This is a genomic window from Rhizobium sp. L51/94, assembly GCF_019355555.1.
Taxonomy (GTDB): domain Bacteria; phylum Pseudomonadota; class Alphaproteobacteria; order Rhizobiales; family Rhizobiaceae; genus Rhizobium; species Rhizobium rhododendri.
The window spans coordinates 1202327-1217565 of sequence record NZ_CP072141.1 but is presented as its reverse complement, the minus strand read 5'-3'; the positions used below and the strand labels follow the sequence as shown (position 1 = coordinate 1217565).

Below are 15239 nucleotides of genomic sequence, written 5' to 3'. Positions count from 1 at the left end.
CGCCGGGCGGACCATGACAAACGATTGTCGCATGCACTTTTCCAACACTGGTCTCCGTCAAGCCGCTCTGGCCGGCGCGATTGGCATTTTCGCGTTGATGACAGCGGTAGGCGCCAGCGCCCAGCAGTCGACCACCACCAAGATGACTGGCCTGAATCTCAACAAGGACCAACCGATCCAGATCGAAAGCGACAAGCTGGAAATCCATGATTCGGAAAGCAACGCCGTGTTCACCGGCAAGGTCAACGTCGTCCAGGGCACGACGACGATGAAGGCCGGGAAAATGATCGTCTTCTACAAGAAGAAGCCGCAGCCGGATGCCAACGGCAAGCCGGCACCCGTGGCCGAAACGAAGAAGCCAGCTGCGGGCAACTCGGTCGTTTCCGGAGATACCGATATCGACCACATCCTGGTGTCCGAGAAGGTCTACCTGACCTCCGGCACCCAGACCGCGACGGCTGATAATGGATCCTTCGACATGGCAGCCCAGCTCGCCATCCTCAAGGGCGACAAGGTCATCCTGACGGACGGTCCCAATGTGTTCACCGGCTGCATGCTGACAGTTCACATGGACACCGGTGAAGCTCAGCTCGACAGCTGCGGCGGCCGCGTACAGATCCAGCTCGATCCGAAGTCAAAGCAGCCTGCCGCTGCCAAGACGAACTGATCGCGACCTTTGAGTGACAGCGCCAGACATGACCACTAACTTCGGCACCTCCGAGCCGTCAGCCTCGACGCAAGCCCCTTCCGGCGACAAGGCCCGCTATCAGGGCACGCTGATTGCCCGCGGACTGACCAAGACCTATCGGACGCGGCGTGTCGTCAACGGCGTTTCGCTCGTCGTCCGGCGCGGCGAGGCCGTTGGCCTGCTCGGCCCTAACGGGGCCGGCAAGACGACCTGTTTCTATATGATCACCGGACTGGTTCCGGTCGATGAAGGCACCATCGAAATCGATGGCAACGATGTGACGACGATGCCGATGTACCGCCGCTCGCGGCTGGGCGTCGGCTACCTGCCGCAGGAAGCCTCGATTTTTCGCGGGCTGAGCGTCGAGGAAAACATCCGCGCCGTTCTGGAAGTCCATATCAAGAGCAAGGACGAGCGCGAAAGCAAGCTCGATGACCTGCTCGAGGAATTCCACATCCGCAACCTACGCACCATGCCGGCCATAGCCCTTTCCGGGGGTGAGCGCAGGCGCCTGGAAATTGCCCGCGCTGTCGCCACCGACCCGACGTTCATGCTGCTCGACGAGCCTTTCGCAGGCGTCGATCCGATCTCGGTTTCGGACATTCAGAACCTGGTGCACCATCTGACAGCGCGTGGCATTGGCGTGCTGATCACCGACCATAATGTCCGCGAGACACTGGGACTTATCGACCGCGCCTACATCATTCATGCGGGAGAAGTGCTGACGCATGGGCGAGCCCACGACATCGTTAATAATCCTGAGGTTCGCCGGCTCTACCTTGGCGACAATTTCAGCCTCTGATAGATTATTCTGGCACAGAAATTAGCCTCTGCCCCCGACATGCCCTTGACCAAACCCAATAAAAAAGCAATTTTTGGGCCAGTTGGAAAAGGCTGACCGTTTTTAGGCGGTATCAGCGTTTTCCAGGAGGGATTGAAGGGGAGTTCTGCGTCCGTCATGGCCTTGTCCGCCAATCTTTTCCTGCGCCAGAGCCAAAGTCTGGTCATGACGCCGCAGCTGATGCAATCCATTCAGCTGCTCCAGATGACACATCTGGAGCTCAACCAGTTCATCGCACTGGAAGTCGAAAAGAATCCGCTGCTCGAATTTTCATCGAATGACGGCGAATTGGGCAGCGGCAACAGCCGCGAGCCTGAAGAAGAGGCACGCGGCGTTTCCGAGGATGGCCGAAGTGAAGAAGGTCCCGAGCGAAACTCAGGCGAGCTTGCAAGCGACTGGTACGAGAGCAGCAACACCGGCCATGCCGAGCGGCTGAACGACGAGCTCGACAGCAATTTCAGCAATGTCTTTCCAGACGACGGACAGCCGCAGCGCCTGGACGCGCCCGAGCTCGTCAGCCAGTGGAAGTCGATGCCCGGCAACACCGAGGCAGCCGAACGCTACGATCTCGACGACTTCGTCGCCGGCCAGATTTCGCTCCGCGACCATCTCAACCAGCAGATACCCTTCGCTTTGCCAGCCAGCGCCGACCGAATGCTGGCCGAACACCTGGTCGATCAACTGGACGATGCCGGTTATTTCCGCGGCGAAGTTGCCGAGACGGCTGCGCGCGTCGGAACTGCATGCGCGGAGGTCGAGCGCGTGCTTGCCTGCCTGCAGACTCTCGATCCGCCCGGCGTCTTTGCGCGGTCGCTCTCGGAATGCCTGGCGATACAGCTTCGCCAGAAGGACCGGCTGGATCCGGCCATGGATCAGCTCCTGCAGCATCTTGAGCTGCTCGGCCGACGAGACTTTGCGACGCTGAAACGGCTCTGCGGCGTGGACGAGGAAGATCTTCTCGACATGATGGGCGAGATCCGCCAGCTTAACCCGAAGCCCGGCAGCAGCTTCGAGACCGGCATGTCCGAAGCCATTACGCCCGACATCGTCGTTCGTGCAGCCCAAGACGGAAGCTGGCAGGTCGAGCTCAATCCGGACACCCTGCCACGGGTACTGGTCAACCAGTCCTACTTCGCCAAGATATCGAAGACCGGTGACGATTACTCCTTCCTGTCCGAGTGCCTGCAGACCGCCAACTGGCTGACGCGCAGCCTCGACCAGCGCGCCAAGACGATCATGAAGGTGGCGACGGAAATCGTCCGGCAGCAGGACGCATTTCTGGTGAACGGTGTCAGCCAGCTGCGGCCGCTGAACCTCAAGACCGTTGCGGATGCCATCAAGATGCACGAATCGACGGTGAGCCGCGTCACCTCCAACAAATACATGCTGACGCCGCGCGGACTGTTCGAGCTGAAATATTTCTTCACCGTCTCGATCAGCGCAGTCGAGGGCGGCGACAGCCATTCTGCGGAGGCCGTGCGCCATCGCATCCGGCAGTTGATTGTCCAGGAGGCTCCCGACAGCGTACTGTCGGACGACGACATTGTCGACAACCTCAAGAAGAATGGTGTCGAGCTTGCGCGGCGTACGGTGGCAAAATACCGGGAGGCCATGAACATCCCCTCCTCCGTTCAGCGTCGCCGCGAAAAGCGTGCACTGGCCAGGGTTGCAGGCTTCTAGAGCCTGGAATTTCAACCTTTAGGTGTTCATCTGCCTAGGTTCGCGGCGGGCCTGTTGACTCTTTCATGCGGCAGCGCTAGAAGCCCGCCGCAATCGGTGCAAGGCATCACCACACACAGGAATCTCGCTTTTCAGCGCATGTCGGCGATCCAGGCTTTTTGTCAAAGATCGTGCGAAGTGCTTGGATGAGAAGGACGCTTGGCGTAAGCTGACAGGCGCAACCACTACAAAAAGGGAAACTCCATGAGTGTGCGTGTATCCGGTAAACATATGGAAATCGGCGAATCCTTCCGTCAGCGGATCGAAGAGCAGATCGATATGGCAGTCACCAAATACTTTGACGGAGGGTATTCGGGGCAGGTCACGGTGCAAAAGTCCAGCTCGCGCTTCGCGGCGGATTGCAAGCTTCATCTCGACAGCGGCGTCATCCTGCACGCGGCCGGCGAAGCGATGGATCCGCAACTGGCCTTCGATGCCGCACAGCAGCGGATCGAGAAGCGCCTGCGCCGCTACAAGCGCCGCCTGAAGGATCACCACGCTACCAATCCGGCAGACGATGCTTTTGGTGAAGTCGCTTACACCGTGATGGACGGCATGCCGGATGAAGACCATGAGGTCGCCGAGGATTTCGCGCCCGCAATCATCGCCGAGAGCTCGAAGCAATTGAAGACGATGTCGGTTGCGTCGGCCGTTATGGCGCTCGATATGACCGACGAACCGGTGCTGATGTTTCGGAGCACCGGCAAGGAACTGAACATCGTCTATCGTCGTCATGACGGCAACATCGGCTGGATAGACGCAGCCAGCATCAAGGGCTGAGACAGCACGGAGAGCGGCGGTTCCGCCGCCGCTCTTCGGGAGCATCCCGGCACACGAGGAAAAAAGAATGGCTTTGGCAGATTTGCTGCAGCAAGATGCGATCATCCCTGCCTTGAAGGCAAATTCCAAGAAACAGTTGCTTCAGGAAATGGCGGCCAAGGCCGCCAAGCTGACGGGACTGTCGGAACGGGATATCTTCGAAGTAATCTTGCAGCGTGAACGTCTCGGTTCAACGGGCGTGGGCAATGGCATTGCCATCCCGCACGGCAAGCTGCCAAGCGTCAAGACCATCACCGGCGTCTTCGCGCGGCTGGATTCAGCCGTCGACTTCGAAGCGCTGGACGACCAGCCGGTCGATCTCGTCTTCCTGCTGCTTGCACCCGAGGGCGCCGGCGCCGACCATTTGAAGGCGCTTTCGCGCATCGCCCGCGTGCTGCGAGACCAGGATCTCGTCGCCAAGCTCAGGGCCACCGAATCAGCCTCGGCGATCTACGCGTTCCTCAACGAGGAACAGGCCTCTAACGCGGCGTGACGTTTCGGTTACCGCGCAAAACTGCGCGGGCCTGAACCAAAGGCTCGCGCCAATCCCTGCTACTTAGATTCATCTCGTTAGACATCCCGAGCTCACTCCTCCGCTTGCCGCAGGGCATCGGCAACCGCCACCTGCGCGGTTATAGAGCGCTGCGGTGAGCAAGAGATCCCGCGCCGTCTAAGCGGCGTTGTGGATCCCCGCCACGAGGGCGGGGATTAGAAGGAACGGGCAGCAGCCAATTGTCATTGAAATCTGGCTGCTGAAAAATCAGGCGTCTTTTTCGTCGAACGGGCTGTTGGCGCCGACTTCCACATCTACGGCCTTCGGACCGCCCTTGGCGACGCCTACCATTGCCGGGCGCAGGATGCGTTCGCCGATGCTGTAACCGTCCTGTACGACCTGCACGACAGTGTTGTTCGGCACTTCCGTGTTGGGGATCTCAAACATTGCCTGGTGGAAATTCGGATCGAACTTCTGGCCGACCGGCTCAAGCTTGCGGACGCCATGGCGCTCCAGGGTGGACAGCATCGAGCGTTCCGTCATCTCGACGCCTTCCATCAGCGTCGACAGACCTGCATCGGCATTTTCGCGGACGTCTGCCGGGATGGCATCGATAGCGCGGCGCAAGTTGTCCGAGACGGCCAGCATATCGCGCGCAAAGCCTGCGACGGAATAGGACTTGGCATCCTTGACTTCCCGCTCGGTGCGACGACGCAGGTTGTCCATTTCTGCAGCAAGCCGCAGGTAACGGTCACGAAGCTCGGCATTTTCGCCCTTCAGGACCTCGACGGGATCCGGCTCCGACGGCGCTGTCTCGGCAGCATCGTCCACATCAGGCGCGAACTCTTCGAGGTTCTCGTTGGGCGTTGCGTCGTGTGTATCATTGGTCGTGTCGACGATCATGACGGTCTCCGAATTGCGTGGTCTCTAGGATGTGCCCGATATCGAGGTTTGACTTCGAAAAATCAAGGCTTGCCGATGAAGAAGCGGCGATTTGCCGGCAATCGCCGCGATTGAATGGGGAGGCGCTACAATCCGTTGCGCGACAGGCGTGAAATCAGCTGGGCGGTATAATCGACCATCGGCACGATCTTGGCGTAGTTCAGTCGCGTCGGGCCGATAACGCCGACGGCACCAACGATCTTATCGTCGCCGTCGCGATATGGCGCAACGATCAGCGACGAGCCTGACAGCGAAAACAGCTTGTTTTCAGAACCGATGAAAATGCGCACGCCCGGGCCGGTTTCGGCGAGATCGAGCAGTTCGATCAGGCTGTCCTTCTTTTCGAGATCGTCGAAGAGCATGCGCAGCCGGTCGAGATCTGCGGCATCGGCAAGGCCATCCAGCAGATTGGCGCGGCCGCGGACGATCAGTTGTCCCGGCTTGCTGGCGTCGTCGTCGCCGGACCAGACAGCAATGCCACGCTCGACCAGATCCTGCGACAGCACGTCGAGTTCGTGGCGCACGTCGTTCTTCAGGGTCTGGAGCTGCTTGCGCAACGTCGGCAGCGTCTGGCCGGTCATGTGGGCGTTCAGAAAATTAGCCGCCTCCGTCAACTGCGACGACGTGATGCCGGCGGGTAGCTCGATGATCCGGTTTTCCACCTGATCGTGGTCTCCGACGAGCACGGCCAGCGCCTTGGTCGGCTCCAGGCGGATGAATTCGACATGCTTCAGGACCGGATCGCTCTTGTTGGTGATGACGATACCGGCACCGCGCGAAATGCCCGAGAGCATCTGGCTGGCTCCCGACATTACCGACTGCATCGGCTGGTCGCGGTTGCTGCCGCGGATCTGCCGGTCGATCGTGGCGCGGTCTTCGGCCGAGAGATCGCCGACCTGCATGAAACCGTCCACGAAGAACCGTAGGCCGATCTGGGTCGGCAGCCGGCCGGCGCTGATATGCGGCGAATAGATAAGGCCTAGCTCTTCGAGATCGCCCATCACGTTGCGGATGGAGGCTGGCGAGAGCGAAATCGGGAGCAGTTTCGACAGGCTGCGCGAACCGAGCGGCTCGCCATGTTCGAGGTAGCTTTCGACGATGCGACGAAAAACTTCCTTCGATCTTTCGTCGAGTGCCGAAACGGCGTCCGAAATCGACGATGTCAAAAATCCCATTTCGCCGTGGTGCCCCTGCATTGATCCTTTCCAAGTATAGCTGCTCATCCCGCAATGACAAAGGAAAATGCCATCATCGGCGGCCGGCCGGCGCAGGCCGCTTTTTCTTTGCAAAAGCGGGCCGTCAATCGTAGAAGCGGTGCAACACCATCAGGAGTATAACATGCGGCCTTCAGGCAGAAAAACCGACCAGATGCGCAAGGTCTCGTTCGAGCGCAACTTCTCCAAGCACGCCGAAGGCTCGTGCCTGGTCAAGTTCGGCGATACCCATGTTCTGGTGACGGCAAGTCTTGAAGAAAAGACACCGCCATGGCTGCGCAACAGTGGCAAGGGCTGGGTGACCGCCGAATACGGCATGCTGCCCCGCGCTACCGGCGAACGTATGAAGCGCGAGGCCGCCAGCGGCAAGCAGAGCGGTCGCACTCAGGAAATCCAGCGCCTCATCGGCCGCTCGCTGCGTGCCGTTGTCGATTTGCAGGCCCTCGGCGAACGCCAGATCAGCCTCGACTGCGATGTCATCCAGGCGGATGGCGGGACCCGTACCGCGTCGATCACCGGCGCCTGGATCGCGCTGCACGACTGTCTCAAGTGGATGGAAGGCCGCAGCATGATCAAGCTCGACCGGGTCCTCAAGGATCATGTCGCCGCCATTTCCTGCGGCATCTTTGCCAGCCAGCCGGTAATCGACCTCGACTATCTCGAGGATTCCTCGGCTGAGACGGACGCCAACTTCGTAATGACCGGCTCCGGCGGTATCGTCGAGATCCAGGGCACGGCCGAAGGCAAGCCGTTCTCGGAAGAAGAATTCCTGACGCTGCTCGGCCTCGCCAAGAATGGCTGCACCGAGCTCGTCGCGATGCAAAAGCAGGCGATCGGCTGATCGACGGAGATACCAGATGCCCGTTGCCATTGACGGCATTCTCGAAACGGCGCTCTACGTCGACGAGCTCGACGAGGCGGATAGCTTTTACGGGACGATCCTGGGATTGCCCAGGATTACCCGTCAGGGTGATCGGCATGTCTTCTTTCGCTGCGGACCCGGCGTGCTTTTGATCTTCAATCGCGCGGAAACGGTAAAGCCTGCGCCGGCGGGGGCCTTGCCGGTGCCATCCCACGGGACAGCGGGGAGCGGACATGCCTGTTTTCGCGTCGCTGCCGACCAGCTTGACGGGATGGTGCAAAGCCTGACAGCCGCTGGCGTCGCCATCGAAGCCGATTTTCTCTGGCCGAACGGAGCGCGGTCGATTTACTTCCGCGACCCCGCGGGCAACAGTCTGGAATGCGCCGAACCCGGCCTCTGGGCGATCTGACAGGAATAGTGCATGCGCAAGCTCGAAACAAAGACCATCGTCGTTGCCAGCCATAATGCCGGCAAGATCCGCGAAATCGCCGACCTGATCGGCCCGATGGGGTTTGTTGCCAAATCCGCTGCCGAACTGGGCTTCATCGAACCGGACGAAACCGGCACGACATTTGAGGAAAATGCCCGCATCAAGGCTCTGGCATCGGCTAAGACCTCTGGCCTTCCGGCGCTCTCCGACGACAGCGGGCTGGTGATCGATGCGCTCGGCGGCGATCCTGGTGTCTACACCGCCAACTGGGCGGAAACGGCCGACGGCAGCCGCGATTTTGCGATGGCAATGCAGAAGGTCGAGACGGCCCTGCAGAAGGCTGGCGCAACGACGACGGACAAGCGCAGCGCCCATTTCGTCAGCGTGCTCTGCCTCGCCTGGCCCGACGGGCATACCGAGCTTTTTCGCGGCGAAGTCGAGGGCACCATCGTCTGGCCGCCACGTGGCGAGGCCGGTTTCGGCTACGATCCGATCTTCCAGCCATCAGGCTATGAAGCGACTTTCGGCGAAATGACGGCACAGGAAAAGCACGGCTGGAAGCCCGGCGACCCGGAAGCACTGTCGCACCGGGCACGAGCCTTCAAGCGCTTTGTCGAAACCGGGCTGGAAGCGTAGGATCGTCCGGTGAACATTGTCGATTCGCATAGCGCGCTTTTGCGTGGCGCCCCTCTCCTGCCCGATACCGGCGAGCCCGGTTTTGGCGTCTACGTGCATTGGCCGTTCTGTGCTGCCAAATGCCCCTATTGCGATTTCAACAGCCATGTCCGTCATCAGGCGGTCGACCAGCCGCGCTTTACAGCCGCCTTTCTCAAAGAAATGGCATCGATGCGCCAGCTCAGCGGCGCGAAGACGGTCACCAGCATCTTTCTCGGCGGCGGCACGCCATCGCTGATGACGCCGGAAACGGTCGGCGCCATTCTCGACGGCATCGCCACGCATTGGCACGTGCCGGATGGGATCGAAATAACGCTTGAGGCCAATCCGTCCAGCGTCGAGGCAGACCGGTTTCGCGGCTATCGAGCGGCCGGTGTCAACCGTGTCTCGCTCGGTGTACAGGCGCTGAACGACCGTGACCTCAAATTTCTTGGCCGGCTGCACAACACCGAGAATGCGCTGAAGGCCATAGGCCTTGCCCGTGACATCTTTCCACGCATGTCGTTCGACCTCATCTACGCCCGTCCAGACCAGACGGTTGAGGAATGGGAGCGGGAACTCAAACAGGCGATGTCCTACGCGGTCGATCACCTGTCGCTCTACCAGCTGACGATAGAGGAAGGCACGCCGTTTTTTGGCCTGCACAAGGCCGGCAAACTGGTAGTGCCGGATGGCGACCAGTCAGCGCTGCTCTACGAGGCGACGCAGGAGATCACCGAGCGCGAGGGGATGCCGGCCTACGAGGTATCCAACCATGCCCGCCCCGGCGCCGAAAGCCGCCACAACCTGACCTACTGGCGCTATGGCGACTATGCGGGCATAGGCCCCGGCGCCCATGGTCGCCTGACGCAAGGACGCGACAAGCTGGCAACGGCTACTGAGCGCAAGCCCGAGAGCTGGCTCGACATGGTCGAGCGCGACGGCCACGGCATCCTCGAGCAGGAAATGCTTGGCTACGACGAGCAGGCCGATGAACTGCTGCTGATGGGGCTCAGGCTGAAGGAAGGCATCGACCTCGTTCGATGGCGGCATTTTTCGGGCCGCGATCCCGATCCCAAGCGCGAAGAGTTCCTGCTCGAGCACGGCTTTATTGAGCGCATCGGCAATTCGCGCCTGCGCTGCACGCCGGCGGGCATGCTGATCCTTGATTCCGTGGTGGCCGATTTGGCGTGCTGAGGGGTAACCACGACCAGTCGGGAGAAGGAAACCCTTCGCCCCGATGGGTCGATACGCATCTCTCCACTCCTTGACATGAACGCTACGCGCCCGCGCTACCAAAGCTGCTGAAACGTCTGGTATCCCCGAGGGATGTCTCCAGACCTGCAAAGGAATTCCAGGATGAACCGCACCCTTCTCGTCATCGACATTCAAAATGATTATTTTTCGGGAGGTGCCCTGCCCCTGTGGCAAGCGGACGAAACCGAAAGCCACATTCTCTCGGCGATAGCGAAAGCCAGAGCGGCCGGCGACAAGGTGGTGCTGGTCCAGCACATTTCGGCAGCGAGCACCGGTCTCTTTGCGAAGGACGGGGCGGGAACAGCCATTCGCGACAATGTCCTGAAGGCTGCAGACAATGCGCCCGTCATCATCAAAAGCAGTGCAGACGCCTTTCAGGATACCGACCTCGCCGAACATCTAAACGGGACTGAAGAGCTACTGATCTGCGGAATGATGACGCAGAACTGTGTCGTCTTCACCGCGATGTCGAGGGCTGCAGACGGAATGGTGGTGAAGGTGATCGGCGATCTCTGCACCGCGCCCACCGAAACCGTTCACCGTATCGCGCTCAATGCGCTCGGTTCAAAACTTCCGGTGCTGATCGCCGCGGACGTTTGGAAATGATCAATGGCGAACGCCTGCCAACGTCCAGGATGCCCACTTCCTGAGATGCAGCAACAGCGTATCTGACAACAGAACGGCCGGCTTTCGCCGGCCGTTTCGATTCATACCGCGTAGATGACTATTCGTTGATAAGACGTTTCAGCAGCTCGATTTCGTGCGACAGCTTGGTGTCGCCGGAGATCAGTTCCTCGATCTTGCGCACGGCGTGCAGCACGGTCGTGTGATCGCGTCCGCCGAAGCGACGGCCGATTTCCGGGAACGAGCGCGGTGTCAGGGTTTTTGCCAGATACATGGCGATCTGGCGCGGCTTGACGATGACGCGGGTGCGGCGGTTCGAAACCAGCTCCTGGCGCGACACATTGTAATGGCGGGCGACAACGCGCTGGATGTCTTCGATACGCACGCGACGCGGCTCGCCTGAGCCCACCAGGTGGGCAAGAAGCTCATCGACGCGCTCGACAGTCAGGTTCGGCTCGAAGGAGCGGCGGAAAACCAGCTGGTTGAAGGCGCCTTCCAGTTCGCGGCCGCTGGCGGTGACGCTGCGGGCAACGTGCGACAAAAGCTCGGCTGGGATTTCAAGTGACGGATCCTCGACCTGGGCTGCGGCCAGCCGGCGATTGAGGATCTCGAGGCGCATCTCGTAATCCGGCGCTTCCAGTTCGATGGCAACGCCACCCTGCAGGCGCGAGCGGACGCGGGGATCGAGCGATTCCAGTTCCCAAGGGGCGCGGTCGGCTGCGACGACAACCTGCTTGGCGCTGTCGAGAAGCATATTCAGCAGATGGCAAAATTCGTGCTGGATCATCTTGCCCTGCAGGAACTGCATGTCGTCGATGATCAGAAGGTCGATATTGCGCAGCGACTCCTTAAGGGTCAGCGCATCATTGTCGCGGATCGCGGTCGCAAAGCGCCACATGAAGTATTCGGCCGTCAGGTAAACGACCCGGAGGGCGCGCGGATTGCGCACGGCAGCGTTGGCGATCGCCTGCAGCATGTGGGTCTTGCCGAGACCGACGCTCGAATGCAGGAACAGCGGGTTGAAGCGCACGGCACCGGCACCGGCTTCCGCGATGGTTTCGGCTGCGGCCAGCGCGATCCGGTTGGAACCGCCTTCGACGAAGGTGTCAAACGTGTAGCGAGGATCGAGCGGCGAACCGAAGAGCGGTGTGCCGAAGCTCGGCGTGCGGGCAGCGCCAGCGGCATTGACAGCCTGGGCGACGGCCTGGCCTGCCGCCTGGGCGGTCTGGCGGCGCATCGGGGCCACGGCGCCCGTATCTGGCACGACGACCTGCTCGTCAGCCGCAGGGGCCTTTGTGCCATGCCGCTGGGCGGTACGGACAAGAATTTCGACCTTGAGGATTTCGGCATCTTCAGCCTGGAACAGGCTTGTGATCATATCCAGGTAGCGGTTGTTGATCCATGACTTCAGAAACGTGGTCGGTACCGTCAGGCGGACGACACTCTTCGACACCGAATGCAGCTTGAGACGGGCAAACCAGCTGGCATAAACGTCGGCACCGACCTGCGCCTTCAAACGTGCGCTCACACGCTCGAACAGTACACTATGCTTCATGTCTGCTTTGTCTCCCGCCACTTCAAGGCAAACCGAGCTCAACGCCTGCTGCGCACCGTCGCCGCTTTTCGCCAGTGCACCGGTCGTCATCGTATTCATCTGCATTTCGCCGCCTTCCAGAATCTCGTCATGTCGGGCGAAGGAACGCCGCCCGATATTATCTCGTCTGATGGCGGGGTCCGGCTCGCACTGAGTCATCGCATCGCGCATCGTTTATTCTCCACAGCTCCTCATAGAGCCAGCGCAAGACCTGTGACGAACACCGCACTCAAGCGGCCCCCGTCTTCGATCGTCTCGCCCAAGCGCAGTCTCTCGGTCCTCGCTTACCGACCGACCCGCCAGAGTGGCTGTTCAATCTTGTCACAGCTCCTGACAATCCGGCATATGGACCGTGCCATCAGGACACACGTCGGCCGTCAGGAGACATTGCTGTCATCTTGTCCGAACGCGTCAACTTTATGAAAAAACGGAAACTAACGCTCCGCCACAAGAAACAAAACTATCCACCCTGCCTGAACTGGCAGCGTTCGCCAAAGCCGTTTCGGATTAAGCCGTGCCCCTTGTTGGAAATCATTTAGGCAGGATCGGCTGCCAAGATCAACGGGCATTTTTGCGCTTGTCGGAGGGTTTGCCATTGACTCCGGGAGCCAATTTTGGCTGTCACGCCCCTGTCAAAAAAGAATCGCTTTTGAATCAAGGGGATTCACCTCTGATGCAAATTCGACACGTCTGGAATCAAAAAAAATAATAAAGTTCTTGACTCAGTGAGCGGCGGAATTTGTCAGAAAAAGCCGCAATTCACCTTATGCAATTGAGCCAAGCCTCTGATTTACAACTTCTTTTCGTGTCACAGGAAAGACATTAATCAGACATGCTGCCGTCATCAGGCGGTGGAAAAAATCCGAATCCAAAAAGCCCGGCTAAGGACCGGGCTTGGAGCTAAACGCTGCAATCGTTACTGTAATTTAAGCGGCAGGAGCCGACAGAGCCTTAACACGCTTGGCAAGACGCGAGACTTTGCGCGATGCCGTGTTGGCCGGTACCACGCCCTTGCTGGCAGCGCGTGCCAGTTCTGGTTCGACAGCCTTGAAGGCTGCAGTTGCCAGAGCCACGTCGCCGGAAGCGATTGCTTCTTCGATCTGGCGAACGAAAGTACGAACGCGCGAACGGCGCGCCTTGTTGACGTCTGTGCGGCGAGCGATCTTGCGGGTCGCCTTTTTTGCCGAGCTTGTATTGGCCATGTATGCCTCTCTAGAATTCGAACAAAGTCCCGTCACCGTCGTGCCGGACCGTGTGGTCCTGTCATCCAGCAATGCGGGAGCAATCGCGGAAAACCAGATAGGCTTTCCAAACTGTGGCGGGCATATAGCCTTAAAGCGGAGGTCCGTCAACGCGGTTTCGCCAAAAACCAATCAGCAGCGCGTTTTCCACCGGCGCTTTTAGCATCAGCGGTTTTTGAACATTGGCTTACGCTTGGCAACGAAAGCCGCCATGCCTTCCTTCTGGTCTTCGGTGGCAAAGAGGCTCTGGAACAGGCGACGCTCGAAGCGAAGTCCTTCCTCCAGTGTCGTTTCCAAGGCGCGGCCGACAGCCTCCTTGGCCATCAGCACGGAAGGACGCGAATGCGAGGCAATCTTCGCAGCGGCTTTGAGCGCTTCTTCCACGAGCGCCTCGGCCGGTACAACGCGCGCCACCAGCCCCGACCTTTCGGCCTCAGCCGCATCCATCATCCGGCCGGTCAACACCATGTCCATGGCCTTGGCCTTGCCGACAGCCCGCGTCAGGCGCTGGGAGCCGCCCATGCCGGGGATGATGCCGAGCGTGATCTCGGGCTGCCCGAATTTTGCAGTCTCGGCGGCGATGATGAAATCGCACATCATTGCGAGCTCGCAGCCTCCGCCCAGCGCAAAGCCGCCAACGGCCGCGATCACCGGCTTGCGTGCCTTGGCGATATCGTCCCAGCCGCCCAGGAAGTCGCTCTTGTAGACATCGACGAAGTCCAGCGACTGCATCTCCTTGATATCGGCGCCGGCGGCGAAGGCCTTGTCCGAGCCTGTCAGGACGATGGCACCGATGGCGTCGTCCGCGTGGAAAGCCGCATAGGCTGTCTTCAACTCCGAGAGCATGGTCAAATTCAGCGCGTTCAGCGCCTGCGGGCGATTGAGCCTGATCAGGCCGACGGCGTCGTGGGTTTCGACGATCAGGGTTTCATAGGCCATCGACATCTCCTCGCATCATTTCTGGCAGGTGGCACAATAGAAGGTAGAGCGGCCGGCCTGGACTATTCGGCCGACCTTACCGCCGCAGCCCTCTGTCCGGCAAGCCTCGCCTTCCCGGTCGTAGACAGAAAAGGAATGCTGGAAATAGCCGAGCGAACCGTCCGTTTGGATATGATCGCGCAGCGACGACCCTCCGGCAGCGATCGCATCGGCGATGACGTCACGTATGCAGGCCACCAGCCGCACCAGCGTCTCGCGCGGCTTGCCGGTCTTTGTCGACAATGTTCCGCTGGCACGCAAAGGCGACAGGTGAGCCCGCCAGAGAGCTTCGCAGACATAGATATTGCCGAGGCCGGCAATCGTTTTCTGGTCGAGCAGCGCGCCTTTCAGCGGCTGGGCCTTGCCGGAAAAACGCTTTGCCAGCCCTTCCGGGCTCAGCGCATTGCCGGTGGGCTCGGGACCGAGATCGCGGAAAAAAGGGTGTGCAGCCATCTCCGCCCGGGCAACGATATCCATGAAACCGAAACGCCGTGGATCGTTGTAGACGACACGCATGGCCTCGCCGTTGCGCGCCAAGTGGAAGATGACGTGATCGTGAACCTCGTTCTTGGAGCGCGGGTGGTGAAAGTCGCCGGGCGTAACGGCCGCCTCCCCAGCCTCGATGCGGAACGAGCCGGACATGCCGAGATGGGCGACGACGGTCATGCCGTTGTCAAGATCGATCAACAGATACTTGGCGCGGCGCGAAAGGGATGCGATCCGCTGGCCCGCTATGGATGCTGCAAATTCTAGCGGAAACGGAAAGCGCAGGTCCCCCCGGCGCAGCTCCAGCCGCTCTATCACTGCCCCTTCCATCGCCGGGGCAAGGCCACGCCGCACGGTTTCGACCTCTGGTAATTCGGGCATGACAATCCATCTTCAG

General features: G+C 60.2%; 16 protein-coding genes. 10 read left to right on the top strand and 6 right to left on the bottom strand.

Annotated features, from left to right (window positions below; genetic code table 11):
- Positions 1-13: 13 nt before the first annotated feature.
- The 5 genes from J5274_RS05795 (at position 14) to ptsN (ending at position 4560) form a co-directional block, all read left to right on the top strand.
- Positions 14-667 (top strand): LptA/OstA family protein, encoded by a 654-nt coding sequence (locus J5274_RS05795; protein WP_142823844.1) that lies wholly within the window; start codon positions 14-16, stop codon positions 665-667.
- A gap of 28 nt (positions 668-695) precedes the next feature.
- Positions 696-1490, top strand: coding sequence for an LPS export ABC transporter ATP-binding protein (lptB, locus tag J5274_RS05790; RefSeq protein ID WP_142823843.1), 795 nt, complete (start codon positions 696-698; stop codon positions 1488-1490).
- A gap of 156 nt (positions 1491-1646) precedes the next feature.
- On the top strand, positions 1647-3209 hold the full coding sequence (gene rpoN / locus J5274_RS05785) for an RNA polymerase factor sigma-54 (protein WP_142823842.1): 1563 nt from the start codon (positions 1647-1649) through the stop codon (positions 3207-3209).
- Between the two features lie 243 nt (positions 3210-3452).
- Positions 3453-4028 (top strand): ribosome hibernation-promoting factor, HPF/YfiA family, encoded by a 576-nt coding sequence (gene hpf / locus J5274_RS05780; RefSeq protein WP_142823841.1) that lies wholly within the window; start codon positions 3453-3455, stop codon positions 4026-4028.
- Between the two features lie 67 nt (positions 4029-4095).
- Positions 4096-4560, top strand: coding sequence for a PTS IIA-like nitrogen regulatory protein PtsN (ptsN, locus tag J5274_RS05775; RefSeq protein ID WP_111216405.1), 465 nt, complete (start codon positions 4096-4098; stop codon positions 4558-4560).
- A 267-nt stretch (positions 4561-4827) separates the two neighbouring features.
- Here the strand turns inward: ptsN and grpE are convergent, their stop codons facing one another.
- Positions 4828-5463: a nucleotide exchange factor GrpE gene (gene grpE, locus J5274_RS05770; RefSeq protein WP_142823840.1), complete on the bottom strand. Its 636-nt coding sequence runs from the start codon at positions 5461-5463 to the stop codon at positions 4828-4830.
- 125 nt (positions 5464-5588) lie between these two features.
- On the bottom strand, positions 5589-6677 hold the full coding sequence (hrcA, locus tag J5274_RS05765) for a heat-inducible transcriptional repressor HrcA (RefSeq protein ID WP_142824438.1): 1089 nt from the start codon (positions 6675-6677) through the stop codon (positions 5589-5591).
- Positions 6678-6840: 163 nt separating this feature from the next.
- Here hrcA and rph point away from each other — a divergent pair, with 163 nt between their 5' ends.
- The 5 genes from rph (at position 6841) to J5274_RS05740 (ending at position 10525) form a co-directional block, all read left to right on the top strand.
- Complete coding sequence (gene rph, locus J5274_RS05760; protein WP_111216399.1) at positions 6841-7557, top strand: ribonuclease PH; 717 nt, start codon at positions 6841-6843, stop codon at positions 7555-7557.
- 16 nt (positions 7558-7573) lie between these two features.
- Positions 7574-7987 (top strand): VOC family protein, encoded by a 414-nt coding sequence (locus J5274_RS05755; protein WP_142823839.1) that lies wholly within the window; start codon positions 7574-7576, stop codon positions 7985-7987.
- Positions 7988-7999: 12 nt separating this feature from the next.
- Entirely contained in the window at positions 8000-8644 is a 645-nt protein-coding gene (gene rdgB / locus J5274_RS05750) for an RdgB/HAM1 family non-canonical purine NTP pyrophosphatase (RefSeq protein ID WP_142823838.1), read from the top strand.
- Positions 8645-8659: 15 nt separating this feature from the next.
- Positions 8660-9859, top strand: coding sequence for a radical SAM family heme chaperone HemW (hemW, locus tag J5274_RS05745; protein ID WP_142824437.1), 1200 nt, complete (start codon positions 8660-8662; stop codon positions 9857-9859).
- Between the two features lie 162 nt (positions 9860-10021).
- Positions 10022-10525 carry a cysteine hydrolase family protein gene (locus J5274_RS05740; protein ID WP_219274803.1) on the top strand — a complete coding sequence of 168 codons (504 nt, stop codon included), beginning with the start codon at positions 10022-10024 and terminating at the stop codon, positions 10523-10525.
- Positions 10526-10643: 118 nt separating this feature from the next.
- On the opposite strand, the gene dnaA is transcribed toward J5274_RS05740, so the two are convergent.
- The 4 genes from dnaA to mutM form a co-directional block, all read right to left on the bottom strand.
- Positions 10644-12203 (bottom strand): chromosomal replication initiator protein DnaA, encoded by a 1560-nt coding sequence (gene dnaA, locus J5274_RS05735; RefSeq protein WP_142824436.1) that lies wholly within the window; start codon positions 12201-12203, stop codon positions 10644-10646.
- Positions 12204-13063: 860 nt separating this feature from the next.
- The gene (gene rpsT / locus J5274_RS05730) at positions 13064-13339 is read right to left on the bottom strand and encodes a 30S ribosomal protein S20 (protein ID WP_142823836.1); all 276 of its coding nucleotides are present in this window, start codon (positions 13337-13339) and stop codon (positions 13064-13066) included.
- A 204-nt stretch (positions 13340-13543) separates the two neighbouring features.
- Complete coding sequence (locus J5274_RS05725) at positions 13544-14317, bottom strand: enoyl-CoA hydratase (RefSeq protein WP_142823835.1); 774 nt, start codon at positions 14315-14317, stop codon at positions 13544-13546.
- A gap of 15 nt (positions 14318-14332) precedes the next feature.
- Positions 14333-15223, bottom strand: coding sequence for a bifunctional DNA-formamidopyrimidine glycosylase/DNA-(apurinic or apyrimidinic site) lyase (gene mutM, locus J5274_RS05720; RefSeq protein ID WP_142823834.1), 891 nt, complete (start codon positions 15221-15223; stop codon positions 14333-14335).
- Positions 15224-15239 lie beyond the last annotated feature (16 nt).

Bases quoted from the DNA above. Each gene is read 5' to 3' on its own strand.
- J5274_RS05795 (WP_142823844.1), top strand. From the start codon at position 14: ATGACAAACGATTGTCGCATGCACTTTTCCAACACTGGTCTCCGTCAA.
- lptB (WP_142823843.1), top strand. From the start codon at position 696: ATGACCACTAACTTCGGCACCTCCGAGCCGTCAGCCTCGACGCAAGCC.
- rpoN (WP_142823842.1), top strand. From the start codon at position 1,647: ATGGCCTTGTCCGCCAATCTTTTCCTGCGCCAGAGCCAAAGTCTGGTC.
- hpf (WP_142823841.1), top strand. From the start codon at position 3,453: ATGAGTGTGCGTGTATCCGGTAAACATATGGAAATCGGCGAATCCTTC.
- ptsN (WP_111216405.1), top strand. From the start codon at position 4,096: ATGGCTTTGGCAGATTTGCTGCAGCAAGATGCGATCATCCCTGCCTTG.
- grpE (WP_142823840.1), bottom strand. From the start codon at position 5,463: ATGATCGTCGACACGACCAATGATACACACGACGCAACGCCCAACGAG.
- hrcA (WP_142824438.1), bottom strand. From the start codon at position 6,677: ATGGGATTTTTGACATCGTCGATTTCGGACGCCGTTTCGGCACTCGAC.
- rph (WP_111216399.1), top strand. From the start codon at position 6,841: ATGCGGCCTTCAGGCAGAAAAACCGACCAGATGCGCAAGGTCTCGTTC.
- J5274_RS05755 (WP_142823839.1), top strand. From the start codon at position 7,574: ATGCCCGTTGCCATTGACGGCATTCTCGAAACGGCGCTCTACGTCGAC.
- rdgB (WP_142823838.1), top strand. From the start codon at position 8,000: ATGCGCAAGCTCGAAACAAAGACCATCGTCGTTGCCAGCCATAATGCC.
- J5274_RS05740 (WP_219274803.1), top strand. From the start codon at position 10,022: ATGAACCGCACCCTTCTCGTCATCGACATTCAAAATGATTATTTTTCG.
- dnaA (WP_142824436.1), bottom strand. From the start codon at position 12,203: ATGCAGATGAATACGATGACGACCGGTGCACTGGCGAAAAGCGGCGAC.
- rpsT (WP_142823836.1), bottom strand. From the start codon at position 13,339: ATGGCCAATACAAGCTCGGCAAAAAAGGCGACCCGCAAGATCGCTCGC.
- J5274_RS05725 (WP_142823835.1), bottom strand. From the start codon at position 14,317: ATGGCCTATGAAACCCTGATCGTCGAAACCCACGACGCCGTCGGCCTG.
- mutM (WP_142823834.1), bottom strand. From the start codon at position 15,223: ATGCCCGAATTACCAGAGGTCGAAACCGTGCGGCGTGGCCTTGCCCCG.